The 14,253-nt window shown below is 64.4% G+C and carries 14 protein-coding genes; 3 read left to right on the plus strand and 11 right to left on the minus strand.

Features of this window, described 5'->3' with window-relative positions; all coding sequences use genetic code 11:
• Positions 1–40 precede the first annotated feature (40 nt).
• The 4 genes from EO99_RS0101505 to EO99_RS0101520 all read right to left on the minus strand — a co-directional run bounded on the left by EO99_RS0101505 (position 41) and on the right by EO99_RS0101520 (position 3,417).
• On the minus strand, positions 41–1,168 hold the full coding sequence (locus EO99_RS0101505; RefSeq protein ID WP_029616880.1) for an ABC transporter permease: 1,128 nt from the start codon (positions 1,166–1,168) through the stop codon (positions 41–43).
• Positions 1,165–2,049, minus strand: a complete 885-nt coding sequence (locus tag EO99_RS0101510) for an ABC transporter permease (RefSeq protein WP_029616881.1) — start codon at positions 2,047–2,049, stop codon at positions 1,165–1,167. Before EO99_RS0101510 ends, EO99_RS0101505 begins: the two co-directional genes overlap by 4 nt.
• A complete protein-coding gene (locus tag EO99_RS0101515) occupies positions 2,046–2,426 on the minus strand; it encodes an endonuclease domain-containing protein (protein WP_037110822.1) in 381 nt (126 codons plus the stop codon). Before EO99_RS0101515 ends, EO99_RS0101510 begins: the two co-directional genes overlap by 4 nt.
• A gap of 199 nt (positions 2,427–2,625) precedes the next feature.
• Positions 2,626–3,417 carry an ABC transporter ATP-binding protein gene (locus tag EO99_RS0101520; RefSeq protein WP_029616883.1) on the minus strand — a complete coding sequence of 264 codons (792 nt, stop codon included), beginning with the start codon at positions 3,415–3,417 and terminating at the stop codon, positions 2,626–2,628.
• A 124-nt stretch (positions 3,418–3,541) separates the two neighbouring features.
• On the opposite strand from EO99_RS0101520, the gene EO99_RS0101525 reads away from it, so the two are divergent.
• The gene (locus tag EO99_RS0101525) at positions 3,542–3,955 is read left to right on the plus strand and encodes a cupin domain-containing protein (RefSeq protein WP_029616884.1); all 414 of its coding nucleotides are present in this window, start codon (positions 3,542–3,544) and stop codon (positions 3,953–3,955) included.
• A 158-nt stretch (positions 3,956–4,113) separates the two neighbouring features.
• Here EO99_RS0101525 and hydA read toward each other — a convergent pair whose 3' ends face one another.
• The 4 genes from hydA to EO99_RS0101545 form a co-directional block, all read right to left on the minus strand.
• Entirely contained in the window at positions 4,114–5,568 is a 1,455-nt protein-coding gene (gene hydA, locus EO99_RS0101530) for a dihydropyrimidinase (protein ID WP_029616885.1), read from the minus strand.
• A gap of 104 nt (positions 5,569–5,672) precedes the next feature.
• The gene (locus EO99_RS0101535) at positions 5,673–5,900 is read right to left on the minus strand and encodes a hypothetical protein (RefSeq protein ID WP_029616886.1); all 228 of its coding nucleotides are present in this window, start codon (positions 5,898–5,900) and stop codon (positions 5,673–5,675) included.
• A 101-nt stretch (positions 5,901–6,001) separates the two neighbouring features.
• A complete protein-coding gene (locus EO99_RS0101540) occupies positions 6,002–6,205 on the minus strand; it encodes a hypothetical protein (protein ID WP_029616887.1) in 204 nt (67 codons plus the stop codon).
• Between the two features lie 49 nt (positions 6,206–6,254).
• Positions 6,255–7,508 carry a Zn-dependent hydrolase gene (locus EO99_RS0101545; RefSeq protein WP_029616888.1) on the minus strand — a complete coding sequence of 418 codons (1,254 nt, stop codon included), beginning with the start codon at positions 7,506–7,508 and terminating at the stop codon, positions 6,255–6,257.
• A 265-nt stretch (positions 7,509–7,773) separates the two neighbouring features.
• Here EO99_RS0101545 and EO99_RS0101550 point away from each other — a divergent pair, with 265 nt between their 5' ends.
• Positions 7,774–8,418, plus strand: coding sequence for a TetR family transcriptional regulator C-terminal domain-containing protein (locus EO99_RS0101550; RefSeq protein WP_029616889.1), 645 nt, complete (start codon positions 7,774–7,776; stop codon positions 8,416–8,418).
• Positions 8,419–8,425: 7 nt separating this feature from the next.
• Here the strand turns inward: EO99_RS0101550 and EO99_RS0101555 are convergent, their stop codons facing one another.
• Positions 8,426–9,451, minus strand: a complete 1,026-nt coding sequence (locus EO99_RS0101555; protein WP_051679642.1) for a YeiH family protein — start codon at positions 9,449–9,451, stop codon at positions 8,426–8,428.
• Positions 9,452–9,557: 106 nt separating this feature from the next.
• Here EO99_RS0101555 and EO99_RS0101560 point away from each other — a divergent pair, with 106 nt between their 5' ends.
• On the plus strand, positions 9,558–10,454 hold the full coding sequence (locus EO99_RS0101560; protein ID WP_029616891.1) for a LysR family transcriptional regulator: 897 nt from the start codon (positions 9,558–9,560) through the stop codon (positions 10,452–10,454).
• 6 nt (positions 10,455–10,460) lie between these two features.
• Here EO99_RS0101560 and EO99_RS0101565 read toward each other — a convergent pair whose 3' ends face one another.
• Together EO99_RS0101565 and EO99_RS0101570 are read right to left on the minus strand one after the other, a co-directional pair.
• Positions 10,461–12,122 (minus strand): alpha-amylase family protein, encoded by a 1,662-nt coding sequence (locus EO99_RS0101565; RefSeq protein WP_029616892.1) that lies wholly within the window; start codon positions 12,120–12,122, stop codon positions 10,461–10,463.
• 172 nt (positions 12,123–12,294) lie between these two features.
• Positions 12,295–14,202: a methyl-accepting chemotaxis protein gene (locus tag EO99_RS0101570; protein ID WP_051679643.1), complete on the minus strand. Its 1,908-nt coding sequence runs from the start codon at positions 14,200–14,202 to the stop codon at positions 12,295–12,297.
• Between the last annotated feature and the right edge of the window lie 51 nt (positions 14,203–14,253).

Consider the following 14,253-nt stretch of genomic DNA (forward strand, 5'->3'; position numbering starts at 1 on the left):
AGGTTTTGCCGCCGCCCGTCGTTGCGGGTGGCGAAAACGCCTAGCCACCACGGTTAGACGGATGCCAGAACGTCGTGGCCCGCTCGGCGAGCGCCACGACGCCATAAAAGACCGATCCAATGACCGCCGCAACCGCGATTTCCGCCCAGACCATGTCGACGTTCATGCGGCCGATCTCGGTGGAAATGCGAAAGCCCATGCCGACGATCGGCGTGCCGAAGAACTCGGCGACGATGGCGCCGATCAGGGCGAGCGTCGAGTTGATCTTCAGCGCATTGAAGACGAAGGGCATGGCGGCGGGCAGGCGCAGCTTGACCAGCGTCTGCCAGTAATCCGACGCATAGGAGCGCATCAGGTCACGCTCCATGGCGCCTGCAGCACCCAGGCCGGCAATGGTGTTCACCAGCATCGGGAAGAAGGTCATGACGATGACGACGGCAGCCTTCGACTGCCAGTCGAAACCGAACCACATGACCATGATCGGCGCCACGCCGATGATCGGCAGGGCCGACATCAGGTTGGCGATCGGCAGCACGCCGCGCCGCAGGAAGACGATGCGGTCGGCGAGGATCGCCATCGCGAAGCCCGCGGCGCAGCCGACGACATAGCCGAACAGCACGGCCTTGAAGATCGTCTGGCGCACGTCGGCGGCAAGGATCGGAAGGGAGTTGCCGATCCTCTCCCAGATCGCCGAGGGCGGCGGCAGCAGGATGAAGGGAACGCCGGCACCGCGCGTGACCGCTTCCCAGAGGATCAGGATCCAGGCGCCGAAGATTGCCGGGATGAGCAGGCGCAGAAAGGTCTCCACCGCCCGGCTGTCCGGTTCGATGTCCGCCAGCACCGTGATGCAGCGCCAGCCGAGCAGCCAGCTGGCCGCGACGAGCAGGAAGAAGGCGCTCCCGGCATGTCCCTCGTTGCCGTCGATGCCGCCGATCAGCAGCCAGGCCGCGCCATGCGCAGCAACAAACAGGATGGCTGCCAACGCCGCGGTCGGGATCGGCAGGAAGGAGGCGAGGGCGCCGCCGGCGATGAGCAGCAGGATCACGCTCGTGGCGCCGGACCCGACGGGAAGCGGGGCCTCCGGGCCGAGCAGCGGCAGCTGGCTGAGTGCCAGAAGGCAGAGGAGGAGGGCGACGGCACCCTGCCAGGAGCGAAGGAGGAGACTCATGCGGGCTTCACTCCCATTCTGCGGTCGACCAGGCGCGACCCGATGCCGACGATCGTCACCAGGATCGCGGCGAGCACCGAACCGGCGATCAGCGCCGCCCACATGTCGATCGTCTGGCTGTAGTAGGAGCCGGCCAGGAGCTTGGAGCCGATGCCTGCGACCGCGCCGGTCGGCAGTTCCGCCACGATGGCGCCGACGAGGCTTGCCGCGACCGCCACCTTCATGGAGGTGAACAGGAAGGGCATGGCGGCGGGCATCCGCAGCTTCCAGAAGGTCTGCCAGGAACTGGCGCTATAGGTGCGCATCAGGTCGAGATGCATGAGCTCGGGCGAGCGCAGGCCCTTCACCATGCCGACAGCGACGGGGAAGAAGGAGAGGTAGGTGGAGATCAGCGCCTTGGGGATCAGCCCTGAGACATTGATCGCCGAGAGCACCACCACCACCATCGGCGCGATCGCCAGGATCGGCACCGTCTGCGAGGCGATGATCCAGGGCATCAGGCTGCGGTCGAGCGCCTTCACATGGACGATGCCGACGGCGATCAGGATTCCGAGCAAGGTGCCCATGCCAAAACCGGCAAGCGTCGAGGAGAGCGTCACCCAGGAATGATAGACAAGGCTGCGGTTGCTCGTCACCTTGCGCAGGAAGGTGTTCTCGAAGACGTTCACCACCACCTGATGCGGCGCCGGCACGATCGGCTTCGGCTGCGAGAGCGTCTTGCCGATGAACTCCATGGTGGTCGAGGTGACATCGCCGCGGCGGTCGAGATCGCGCTGGAAGGGGGCGTTCATCAGCACGGCGGCGAGATACCAGGCGGCGATGATGGCGGCGACGACGGTGAGGACGGGGAGAGCGCGGGTTTTAAGGGAGTCGGTGGTCATGCCGGAACCCCTTTCAGGAAGGGCGCGGCATGGGTCTGGATCGTCACGAAGACGACGTCCGGGCCGCTGAGGACCTGTTCGTTTTCGAAGCGGAGGACGGTGAAACCCTGGCCAGTCAGGAAAGCGTCCCGCCGTCGATCGTGCCGGCGCCCCTGGTCCGTTTCATGCGTGTCTCCGTCAACCTCGACCACAATGCGGGCCGAGAGCCAGGCAAAGTCGGCGATGTAAGGGCCGATTGGCGTCTCCCGTCGAAACCGGGGACCGTAGGGGCGCAGATCGCGCAGCATGCTCCACATGGCGGCTTCCGCCTTGGTGAGTTCGCGACGGAGGGCTTTTGCCCGGGTTCTGGTCTTGGGATCGATGTTGGAATGCGGCATGCCAATTCCTCCGTCGATGGCAAGGACCCCTCCCCAACCCCTCCCCACAAGGGGGAGGGGCTTAACCTGCCGCATCGTCTTCTTCCCCAAGTTAAGGAGCGTGCAGCATCTGGTCGCTGCACTGTCTTTCGCAACGGGGCTGCGGATCAAGCCCCTCCTCCTTGTGGGGAGGGGTTGGGGAGGGGTTTCTTGAAACACACTACTCCTCATAACTATGCCCCGCTCTCAAGCCCTCGCGCACTCGGTGGGCGATCTCCAGGAATTCCGGCGTCTCGCGGATGTCCAGCGGGCGCTCCCGGGGCAGGGTATTCTCGATCACGTCGGTCACCCGGCCCGGGCGGGGGCTCATCACCACGATCCTGGTCGAGAGATAGACCGCTTCGGGGATGGAGTGAGTGACGAAGCAGATGGTCTTCCGGGTCGCAGCCCAGAGTTTCAGGAGCTGCTCGTTCAGATGATCGCGGACGATCTCGTCTAGCGCGCCGAAGGGCTCGTCCATCAGGAGCAGGTCGGCGTCGAAGGCGAGCGCGCGCGCGATCGAGGCGCGCTGCTGCATGCCGCCGGAGAGCTGCCAGGGGTATTTCTTGCCGAAGCCGGAGAGGTTGACGAGATCGAGCGTGCGTTCGATGCGCTCTGCGCGTTCGGCCGGCGCATGGCCCATGATCTCCAGCGGCAGGGCGATGTTCTTCTCGATCGTGCGCCACGGGTAGAGCGCCGGGGCCTGGAAGACATAGCCGTAGGCACGGGCCTTGCGGGCCTCCTCCGGCGTCATGCCGTTGACGGTGATCTCGCCGGAGGTGTTCTTCTCGAGGTCGGCGACGACGCGCAGAAAGGTCGTCTTGCCGCAGCCCGAGGGGCCGATGAAGGAGACGAAATCGCCCTTGGCCACCTCCAGGTCGACATCCGAGAGGGCATGCACCGGCCCATCGCCTGTCTGGAAGGTGAGACCGAGCTTGCGGGCGGACACGACGGGCGAGGGAGAGGATGTCATGGGGCTTTGCCAATGCTGTGTTCTAAGGATGCCGGGGCCGGCAGGCATGCTATGATCGGGACTTGCGGCATCAGGGGCCGATCGGGCCGGGCCGCATCGTGGCACAGGACGGAGGACGGATGACATGGACGCATCATCGAAGCCCACCTGCCGGATCGTCAAACCCGGCGCGACCTATGACGGCAAGCAGGGGCTGAGCTATTTCGAGGGCATTGCCGCCGAGACGGTCGGCTCGACCGGCATCTGCATGCATCTTTTGACCATACCGCCCGGCGGCCGCGCCAAGGCGCATCTGCACGCAAGCCACGAGACGGCGATCTACATGCTGTCGGGCTCGGCGCACACCTGGTACGGCGACCGGCTGGAACACCATGTCGTCGTGCATGCGGGCGAACTCTTCTACATTCCCGCGGGCGTGCCGCACCTGCCGGCGAACCTCTCCAACACGCCCTGCACGGCGATCATCGCGCGGACGGATCCGAACGAGCAGGAGAGCGTCGTGCTGCTGCCGGAGCTGGACGGACTGGTGGAGATCTAAGAACCATCCGTACCCAATGCCCTCTCTGCCCTGCCGGGCATCTCCCCCACAAGGGGGGAGAGGACCTGCGGCGGCGCCTCGCCTAAGCCCCTCCCCCTTGTGGGGAGGGGTTGGGGAGGGGAATGGACAGAGGCATGACGGCGAATGAACGTCGCGCATCACACCCCGCTCGCCGGTATCCCGCTGCGTTCCACCTTGCGCGGTGCGGTGACTTCCTTCCAGGTGGAGAGTGCCGTGCTGACGGCCGGATAGGGCTCGCGGCTGACGAACTGGCCGTGGCCCTCTTCAGTCTTCACCACACCGTCGTCGATCGCCACCTTGCCGCGGGTCAGCGTGTAGCGCGGCAGGCCCTTAACCTGTTTGCCCTCGAAGACGTTGTAATCGATCGCCGATTGCTGGGTGCTCGCGGCAATCGTCTTTTCCTTGCTCGGATCCCAGACGACGATATCGGCATCGGCGCCGACGAGGATGGCGCCCTTCCGAGGGTAGACGTTGAGGATCTTGGCGATGTTCGTGGAGGTCACCGCGACGAACTCGTTCATGGTGATGCGGCCGGTGGCGACGCCATGGGTCCAGAGCATCGGCATGCGGTCTTCCAGACCGCCGGTGCCGTTCGGGATCTTGCGGAAATCGCCGACGCCAGTGCGCTTCTGGTCGGTGGTGAAGGCGCAGTGGTCGGTCGCGACCACCTGCAGCGAGCCTGACGCAAGGCCGGCCCAGAGCGAGTCCTGGTGGGTCTTGTTGCGGAAGGGCGGGCTCATCACCCGGCGGGCGGAGTGGTCCCAGTCCTTGTCGAAATACTCGCTCTCGTCGAGCGTCAGATGCTGGATCAGCGGCTCGCCATAGACGCGCATGCCGTTACTCCGGGCGCGGCGGATGGCTTCATGGGCCTGTTCGCAGGAGGTGTGGACGACATAGAGCGGCGCGCCGGCCATGTCGGCGATGATGATCGCCCGGTTGGTGGCTTCCCCTTCGACGGATGCGGGCCTCGAATAGGCATGCGCCTCGGGGCCGTTGTTGCCGGCATCCATCAGCTTCTGCTGCATGGCGGCAACGACATCGCCGTTTTCCGCATGGACCAGCGGCAGCGCGCCGAGCTCGGCGCAGCGCGAGAACGAGGCGAACATCTCGTCGTCGTTGACCATCAGCGCGCCTTTGTAGGCCATGAAGTGCTTGAAGGTGTTGATGCCCTTGTCCTGCACGACGGTCTTCATCTCGTCAAAGACCTGCTCGCCCCACCAGGTCACCGCCATGTGAAAGGAATAGTCGCAGTTGGCGCGGGTCGCCTTGTTGTCCCATCGCTTCAGCGCGTCGAGCAGCGACTGGCCGGGGTCGGGCAGGCAGAAGTCCACCACCATGGTGGTGCCGCCGGCAAGGGCTGCGCGCGTGCCGCTTTCGAAGTCGTCGGCGGAATAGGTGCCCATGAACGGCATTTCGAGGTGCACATGCGGATCGATGCCGCCCGGCATCACATAGCAGCCGGTCGCATCCAGCACCGTGTCGCCCGAGAGGTCCGGGCCAATCTCGACGATCCTGCTGCCGTCGATCTTCACGTCCGCCTTGTAGGTCAGGTCGGCGGTGACGATGGTTCCGTGTTTGATGACTGTGGTCATGGGTCCCGTTCCCTCTGTTTTTATGTCGGGGACCACCGGCCGCATCGGAGCCGGAGGCCCGATGCTATCGTCGTAATGTTCGTCTGCTGTGGTTGCTGTGCTGCTCAAGCCTCGACGAGGTCGAGGCGTTTTTCGATGCGTGTAAGCCGCTCGTCGACAGGGTCCAAGCGTTTGGAAATGCTGGCGTACTGGGCTGTGATGCCACCCATCTGATATTCGACCAGTCCCAGCCGCTCCTTGGTCTCAAGATGGTACTGCGTGTGCAGGGAAAGCGCTTTCTGCATGCGCTTGAGCGTCTCGTAGATGAGCTCGTTGGTGACCTTGTCCGACATCGCGACATCCTCTCGACGCCGGAATATAGCGGTTTCGTCTTCATCCCACAATCTCCGCCGTCTCCACCACCGCGTGGAACAGCACGTCGTCTCTGTGGTAGTTATACTTCGACGAGATCGAGGCGCTTTTCGATGCGCAGGACGCGAAGGTCCAATCTATCAAGCCTTGTCGAGATGCTGGCGTATTGCTGCTCAAGAAAGCCGAGCCGCTCCTTGATCTCCAGGAGGTCGTCCGAGTGCTTTTCTTGAGTCGCACGGATTGCACGCAGCATCTCAAGGACAAGATTCTCAGTGGATGGCGCCATGACACTCTCTCCGAGGATGCGCTATGTGCCCAATGTAACGCGAACACGTTCACCCTACAATCTCCGCCGTCTCCACCACCGCGTGGAACAGCACGTCGGCGCCCGCCGCGGCCCACTCCCTGGAGATCTCCTCGGCCTCATTGTGGGACAGGCCGTCGACGCAGGGGCACATGATCATGGTGGAGGGTGCCACACGGGCCGCCCAGCAGGCGTCGTGGCCGGCGCCGGAGATGATGTTCATGTGGCTGTGCCCAAGCCTTTCCGCCGCCTCGCGGACGCGACCGACAAGCACAGGGTCGAAGGTCACCGGGTCAAAATGCCCGACGGCCTCGACGGAACAGCCGACGCCGAGGGCCTCGCAGATCTCCGCCGCCTGCGCTTCGATCCTCGCCCGCATGCGGTCGAGCTTCTCCTGGCTCGGCGTGCGGATGTCGACGGTGAAGACCACCTTGCCGGGCAGGACGTTGCGGGAGTTCGGCGAGAAGAACACCTGGCCGACGCCGCCGACGGCGCCCGGCTGTTCGGCCATCGCCACCGCCTGGACCATCTCCAGGATGCGACCCAGGGCGAGACCGGCATTGACGCGCAGGGTCATCGGCGTCGAACCGGTGTGCGCCTCCTTGCCGGTCAGCGTGAATTCCAGCCACCAGAGGCCCTGGCAGTGGGTGACGACGCCGATCTGTTTTTCCTCGGCTTCGAGGATCGGGCCCTGCTCGATGTGATACTCGAAGTAGGCGTGCATCTTGCGGGCGCCGACCTCTTCCTCGCCAAGCCAGCCGATGCGCTTCAGTTCGTCGCCGAAGGTCTTGCCGTCGGGGTCCTTGCGGGCATAGGCATAGTCGAGATCATGGACGCCGGCGAAGACGCCGGAGGCGAGCATGGCCGGCGCAAAGCGGGCGCCTTCCTCGTTGGTCCAGTTGACGACGGTGATCGGATGCTTGGTCTGGATGCCGAGGTCGTTCATCGTGCGGACGACCTCGAGGCCTGCAAGAACGCCAAGCACGCCGTCGTACTTGCCGCCGGTCGGCTGGGTGTCGAGATGCGAGCCGATGAAGACCGGCAGCGCGTCGGGGTCGGTGCCGGGGCGGGTGGCAAACATGGTGCCCATCTTGTCGACGCCCATCGTCAGGCCCGCCTCGTCGCACCAGGCCTTGAAGAGATCGCGGCCTTCCGCATCGGCATCCGTCAGGGTCTGGCGATTGTTGCCGCCGGCGACGCCGGGGCCAATCTTGGCCATATCCATCAGCATGTCCCACAACCTGTCGCCGTTGATGCGCAGGTTCTCTCCGGGTGCTGCCACCATGAGTTCAGTCCTCACCTGTTCTGTGGCCGCAACGGTGCGGCCGTGCTGTTCCCGTCGGTCGTTCCCGCCGTTTGTCGGCAGTGAAACTCAGCATTGCCTTTGTTGGACTTGTCGCTGATAATTTGACCGGTTGGTAAAACATTACAATTTCCGCGCCGCCACTCAAGACGAAAATCACGAAAAGTCACCGGCAAATGTCGAAGCCGGTCGCTTCGCGAAAATCTGGTGGTGGCCGGGTGCAGGGACGGAAAGGTCAGGCGAGGGGATGACGGTACCACGTGCGGCGAAGACGCAGCGGCGGACGCGGATCCAGGAGGAGAAGGAGGAGCGCATTCTCGACGCGGCCCTCGATGTCTTCTCATCAAACGGTTTTAGGGGCGCCACGATCGATCAGATCGCCGAGGCGGCCGGCATGTCGAAGCCCAACCTCCTCTACTACTTCCGCACCAAGGAGGCGATCCACCGCACGCTCCTGGAGCGGATGCTGTTTACCTGGCTTGAGCCGCTCCAGGCCTTCGATGCCGACGGCGATCCGGAATCGGAGATCCGCTCCTACATCCGCCGAAAACTGGAAATGTCGCGGGATTTTCCGCGCGAAAGCCGGCTCTTCGCCAACGAGATCCTGCAGGGCGCGCCGCATATCGAGGACGAGATCAACGGGCCGCTGAAAGCCCTCGTCGACGAGAAGGCGGAGGTCATCCGCACGTGGATCAAGGCGGGCAAGCTTGCCCGATGCGATCCCTATCACCTGATCTTCTCGATCTGGGCGACGACGCAGCATTATGCCGATTTCGACGTGCAGGTGCGCGCCGTGCTGGGCGAGAACCGGGCCGGCGAGGGGCGCTTCGAGGATGCGGCACGCTTCCTGGAGCAGCTGTTCATGCGCGGGCTCGGGATCAGCGCCGCCTGAGCGGCCTTCAGAAGCCGGTGAGCTTCACCATCATCAGCCCGAAGACCGAGATGAACAGCCAGCCGAAGGCGCCCAGCGCCAGCGGTCGCGTGCCCTGCATCTTCAGCCGCCCGATCGTGGTGTGCAGCCCCATGGCAGCCAGTCCCATCGACAGCAGGAAGCTCGACAGCAGGGCGCCCGCCTGATGGGCAACAGCCGGAATGTCGATGCTGCTGTTGATCAGCACCATGGCCAGGAAGCCGAAGACGAACCAGGGCATGGGGCTCGACGCCGCTGAGCCGCCGCTCTGTCCGCGTCGGGCGGCATAGGCCATGGCCATGACGAGGGGAGCCAGCAGCATCACCCGCGCAAGCTTTGCGATCGTGCCCGACTGGCCTGCCACGTCACCGCCCTGGAAGGCGGCCGCAACCACCTGCGCCACTTCATGGATGGTCGAGCCGGTCCACACGCCATAGGCCTGCGGGTCGAGCGCGAGCGGGGTGGCCAGCAGCGGAAACAGCAGCATGGAAACCGAGCCGAAGATCGTCACGCAGGCAACGGCGTAGGCGACCTGCTCGTCGCGACCGCCGGCGACGGTGTTTGCCGCGATCACCGCCGAGGCGCCGCAGACGGAGGTGCCGGCGGCGATCAGATCGGTCAATGCGGGGTCGACTCCCATGGCGCGTCCGACGAACCGGATCGCCAGGAAGGTGGCGACGAGGGTTGCGGTCACGGCCACGAGGCCGCCGAACCCGAGCGAGAGGATCTGGCCAAGCGTCACCTGCAGTCCGAGCAGGATGATGCCGAGGCGCAACAGGCGCCGCATGGCAAATGCGATTCCGGGCGCGGCGGTGGCAGGCAGTTTCACGACATTGCCGATCACCATGCCGATCACGATCGAGAGGATCAGCGGGCTCAGCCACAACCACTCCGTCAGCGTCCGGAAACCGAGGGCCGCAACTGCTATGCCACCGGTGAGGAGGAGCCCGGTTGCCAGCGGAGTGAAACGAGGCTCAGGATGTATTTGCTCTGCGGAAGATGTGGCTTGGGTCATTGTTCTAGAACTGCTTGTTATTGCGCAAATCCATCCTCCGGTACTTCCAAAGACAAATCCAACGCGTAATATCGGTTGATCTGATCGAAAATAGCGAACGATAGCCATGACCCTTGACCAGTTGCGCGTGTTCATCGAGGTGGCGGAGCGGCAGCATGTGACCCGCGCCGCCGCTGCGCTCAACATGACGCAGTCGGCTGCCAGCGCTGCCATCTCGGTGCTCGAGCGCCGGCATGATGTGGTGCTCTTCGACCGCATCGGCCGCAGGATCGAGCTGACGGAGGCGGGTCGGCTGTTCCTGCCTGAGGCGAGGGCACTCCTGGAACGCGCCGCCTCGGCCGAACACATGCTGGCGGATCTCGGCGGAACGGCGTCGGGGACCTTGCGGGTGCACGCCAGCCAGACGGTCGCCAGCTACTGGCTGCCGTCACGGCTCGTCGCCTATCATGAGCGCTTTCCGCGCGTCGACCTGCATCTCACCGTCGGCAACACCCGAAGCGCGGCAGAAGCCGTGCTGGCCGGCCGGGCGGAGCTCAGCGTCGTCGAGGGCGAGGTCGAATTTCCGGACCTCGTGCGGACGCAGGTCGCCGCCGACCGCCTGCTCCTCGTGGTTGGCAATCGCCATCCCTGGCTGGAGCAGCGTCGTATCGAGGCTGCTGACCTGACGGACACCACATGGGTGATGCGCGAGGTGGGCTCGGGCACACGCTCGGCCTTCGAACGCGAACTGCAGGCGCTCGACATCGATCCGGCGGGTCTGTCGGTCGTCCTGGAACTTCCCTCCAACGAGGCGGTGATCGCCGCCGTGGAGGCCGGCCTCAGCGCCACCGTCATCTCGAGCAGGGCGGTCGACTGGCATCATGCGTCCGGCCGGGTGCGGGCGGTCGACTTTCCGATGCCGCTGCGGGCCTTCTCGGTGCTGCATCACAGGGAACGGCATGTGACGCGGGCGATGCAGGCGATGCTGGATGCGCTGCAGGAGCCGGACAAACCGGCTTCGTGACGAGTGCTAGATCTCCGTGCGCCGCAGGAGGTAGTCGAGCCCACCGACCCGGAACCAGCGGTAGGCATGCGCCTCCAGCAACAGCCGGTGGCGCCCCTTGTCGTCGGCCTCGCTGCTTTCGCTGTCGACGATGTCGATCAGCAGATTGCTGTGCTCGCCACAGCCGGGGTCGACGAAAATCTCGACCGGCTCCGGGTAGAGGTTGTGGACGATCAGCACCGAATTGTTGCGCCAGTCGTAGCGCAGGACCAGCACGCCGGGCTTGCCCGTGTCGATGACCCGGTAGTCGCCCCAGCCGATCTCCGGGACCTCCTTGCGCATGCGGATCAGCCGCTCCATCCAGTTGAGGAGAGAGGTCGGCAGGCGCCGCTGTTCGGCGACATTGATGTGATCGTAGGAGAAGGGACCCTTCGAAATTACCGGCAGGACCGGCGTATCGCTCCTGGTGAAGCCGCCCTGCGGCTCGTCGGACCACTGCATCGGGGTTCTGGCGCAATTACGTTCGGGGAGTTCGAGGTCGTCGCCCATGCCGATCTCGTCGCCGTAGCGGATGACCGGCGTGCCGGGCATCGAGAACATCAGGCTGTAGGCGAGCTCGAGGCGGCGCTGGTCGCCGCCCAGCATGGGGGCGAGGCGACGGCGGATGCCGCGGCCGTAGAGCTGCATGTTCTTCTCCGGCCCAAACGCCTCGAACACCGTCTGGCGCTGCTCCTTGCTCAGCCGGCCCAGGTCGAGTTCGTCGTGATTGCGCAGGAACTGGCCGAACTGTGCCGTCTGCGGCTTCTCCCTTGTCTCGTCGAGCGCCTTGACCAGCAGCCCCGTGTCCCCTGATGCGAGCGCGTAGAAGAGGCTCTGGTTGACCGGGAAGTTGAACATCATCTGGATGCGGTCGCCGTCATCGCCGAAGTACTGGATGTTGTCCTCCGGCAGGATGTTGGCCTCGCCGAGGATGATGCTGTCGCCCTGGCGCCACTGCAGGAATTCCCGGAAGGTCCGCAGCATGGCGAACTGCGCCTTCGGCTTCTTGATCTCCGCCCCCTTGTCGGCGATGACGAAAGGGACCGCATCCATCCGGAAGCCGCTGACGCCGAGCTGGATCCAGAAGCCCATGATCTTCAGGATTTCCTCCTGCACCATGGGGTTGGCGGTATTGAGGTCCGGCTGGAACTTGTAGAAGCGGTGGAAATAATACTCGCCCGCCTTCTCGTCGCGGGTCCAGGTGCTTTCCTGCACGCCCGGAAAGACGACGCCCTTGTCGGCATCGGCGGGCTTTGTCTTCGACCAGATGTACCAGTCGCGATAGGGCGATTTCGGGTCGCTGCGGGCGGACTGGAACCAGGGGTGCTGGTCCGACGTGTGGTTGACCACCAGATCGATCAGGACCCGGATGCCGCGCTGCTTGCAGCCATGGGTGAAGTCGACGAAGTCGCCGAGGGTACCGAAGCGGGGATCGACACTGTAGTAATCGGAGACGTCGTAGCCGTCGTCCTTGCCGGGAGAGGGCTGGAAGGGCATCAGCCAGATCGCCGTCACGCCGAGGCCGGCGATATAGTCGAGACGCCGGGACAGGCCCTCGAAGTCGCCGACACCATCGCCATTGGCGTCCATGAAGGTCTCGACAGAAAGACAGTAGACGACGGCGTTCTTGTACCAGAGGTCGCTGATCACGGATCGGTTCTCCTGCTTGCTCCCTGCGGGCAATGAGATGAACTGGTATTTGTTCCGATGGTCAGCATCCGTGGCAGTGCGCCTTTCCTGAGAACCTGCGTCCCTGCGACCAAAGAAAAAGGCCCGGAAGCAGATGCTTCCGGGCCTTTCTGTTTCAAAGACGGGAGGTGGATCAGGCTGCGGCGCGAATGCCGCGGCCGGATGTCTGACGATCGCCGTCGAGCTTGAAGTTCTGCAGCATGGTCTGCAGCTGGAAGCTCTCCTGGGCAAGCGTGGTGCTCGCTGCCGTGGTTTCCTCGACCATGGCGGCGTTCTTCTGGGTCATCTGGTCCATCTGGTTGACGGACGAGTTGATCTCGGCCAGCGCCGTCGACTGTTCGCGGGCAGCCGTGGCGATCGACTCCACGTGGCCGTTGACGCGGTTGACGAGGCTTTCGATCTCCAGAAGCGCGTCGCCCGTGGAACGGACCAGCGATACGCCGCCGTCGACTTCCGACGCCGAGGCCGTGATCAGCGTCTTGATCTCCTTGGCGGCATTGGCCGAGCGCTGTGCAAGCTCGCGGACTTCCTGGGCAACGACGGCAAAGCCGCGACCGGCTTCACCGGCACGAGCGGCCTCGACGCCGGCGTTCAGGGCCAGCAGGTTGGTCTGGAAAGCGATCTCGTCGATCACCGAGATGATCTGGCTGATCTTGTTGGAGGAGTCCTCGATCCGGCCCATGGCGTCGACCGCACTGCGGACGATCTCGCCCGACTTCGCGGCGCTCTGGCGGGTCTCGTGAACCATGTCGCGGGCTTCGTTGGCACGCGAGGAGGAGGCGCGGACCGTTGCGGTGATCTCGTCGAGGGCCGCAGCGGTTTCTTCGAGCGCCGCAGCCTGCTGTTCGGTGCGCTTGGAGAGGTCATTGGCCGCCGAGCTCAGTTCGGCAGAGTTGTCGTTGATCGTGCTGGCCGCGCTGCGGACGTTGTTCATCGTGGCGCGCAGCGTCACCATGGTCGCATTGACGTTGCCCTGAAGCTCCGCGAAGGCGCCCTGGAACTGGCCGTTCATCGTCTGGGTCAGGTCGGCGTCGGCCAGTGCGGCGATGACGCGGCGGATTTCGGTGACGGCGCTATCGACGCTGCCGACGAGTTCGTTGACGCTCTTGGCAAACCTGTTGAGGTCCTCGTTGCGGTAGTCCTTGGTGATGCGGCCGGAGAAATCGCCCGCGACGGCGGATGCGACGACGGCGGCGATGCTGGACTGCAGGTCACTGCTGCGCTCGTGGAGGGCGGCTTCCTGGGACTTGAGCTCCTGCATGGCCAGCGCATTGTTGCGGAAGACCTCGACGGCACGGGCCATCTCACCGATTTCGTCCTTGCGGGTGGAATCGATGCCGCCGCCTTCCATGTCGCCCTGGGCCAGTCGGCTCATGGCCTGCGTCAGCGAGCGGATCGGCAGGACGATGCCCTTGCGGGCGACAATCGTGCTGATGGCGGCGCCGATGAGGATGAAGGCGAGAGCCGAGACGGCTGCCACGATCATCGCCATGGTCGAGGAGGAGAGGGCATTGGCGCGGGCTTCTGCCAGCGCGTTGCCGGAATAGGTGCTGTAGACCTTGACGGTATCCGTGACGACCTTCTGGCCGGCGAGCGCCTTGCCCAGTGCCGCGGACATGGCCGCTGCATCCCCGGGGGTCTGTTCGGCGACCGTCACCATGGCACGAATGTCATTGAAATAGCTGTCGAGCGCAGCCTTGATCGTCTTCAGCTGCTCGGTTTCCGTCGCATCGGCCGTCGCCTGGATCTTGGGGATCCGGCCAAGCATTTCGGCGGCCCGCTTTTCGGTCTCGGCGCGGAAGTCGGCTGCCTTTTCAGGAGCTGCAGCCAGCTGATATGTCATACGGCTGATGGCGATGATGTCGACGCGCAGGTCCATTGCCTCGCGTGCAACCTCTTCTCTGGCTCCCACCGACGTCATCGCCTTCTGGAGTCCGTAAAGGCCGCTGCCGGAGATGGCGGCGATGATCAGGGATGAAATTCCCATCACGACGACAAGAAGACCAATCTTCTTGGATATGCCCATATTCTTAAAAGTCATGGCCCGAATCCTAGTTGAATACGCGAGTGCGTTTGCGGCGCAGGTGATCAA

The sequence above is a fragment of the Pseudorhizobium marinum genome (genome assembly GCF_000705355.1).
GTDB classification, from domain to species: domain Bacteria; phylum Pseudomonadota; class Alphaproteobacteria; order Rhizobiales; family Rhizobiaceae; genus Neorhizobium; species Neorhizobium pelagicum.

Bases quoted from the DNA above. Each gene is read 5' to 3' on its own strand.
- EO99_RS0101505 (WP_029616880.1), bottom strand. From the start codon at position 1,168: ATGAGTCTCCTCCTTCGCTCCTGGCAGGGTGCCGTCGCCCTCCTCCTC.
- EO99_RS0101510 (WP_029616881.1), bottom strand. From the start codon at position 2,049: ATGACCACCGACTCCCTTAAAACCCGCGCTCTCCCCGTCCTCACCGTC.
- EO99_RS0101515 (WP_037110822.1), bottom strand. From the start codon at position 2,426: ATGCCGCATTCCAACATCGATCCCAAGACCAGAACCCGGGCAAAAGCC.
- EO99_RS0101520 (WP_029616883.1), bottom strand. From the start codon at position 3,417: ATGACATCCTCTCCCTCGCCCGTCGTGTCCGCCCGCAAGCTCGGTCTC.
- EO99_RS0101525 (WP_029616884.1), top strand. From the start codon at position 3,542: ATGGACGCATCATCGAAGCCCACCTGCCGGATCGTCAAACCCGGCGCG.
- hydA (WP_029616885.1), bottom strand. From the start codon at position 5,568: ATGACCACAGTCATCAAACACGGAACCATCGTCACCGCCGACCTGACC.
- EO99_RS0101535 (WP_029616886.1), bottom strand. From the start codon at position 5,900: ATGTCGGACAAGGTCACCAACGAGCTCATCTACGAGACGCTCAAGCGC.
- EO99_RS0101540 (WP_029616887.1), bottom strand. From the start codon at position 6,205: ATGGCGCCATCCACTGAGAATCTTGTCCTTGAGATGCTGCGTGCAATC.
- EO99_RS0101545 (WP_029616888.1), bottom strand. From the start codon at position 7,508: ATGGTGGCAGCACCCGGAGAGAACCTGCGCATCAACGGCGACAGGTTG.
- EO99_RS0101550 (WP_029616889.1), top strand. From the start codon at position 7,774: ATGACGGTACCACGTGCGGCGAAGACGCAGCGGCGGACGCGGATCCAG.
- EO99_RS0101555 (WP_051679642.1), bottom strand. From the start codon at position 9,451: ATGACCCAAGCCACATCTTCCGCAGAGCAAATACATCCTGAGCCTCGT.
- EO99_RS0101560 (WP_029616891.1), top strand. From the start codon at position 9,558: ATGACCCTTGACCAGTTGCGCGTGTTCATCGAGGTGGCGGAGCGGCAG.
- EO99_RS0101570 (WP_051679643.1), bottom strand. From the start codon at position 14,202: ATGACTTTTAAGAATATGGGCATATCCAAGAAGATTGGTCTTCTTGTC.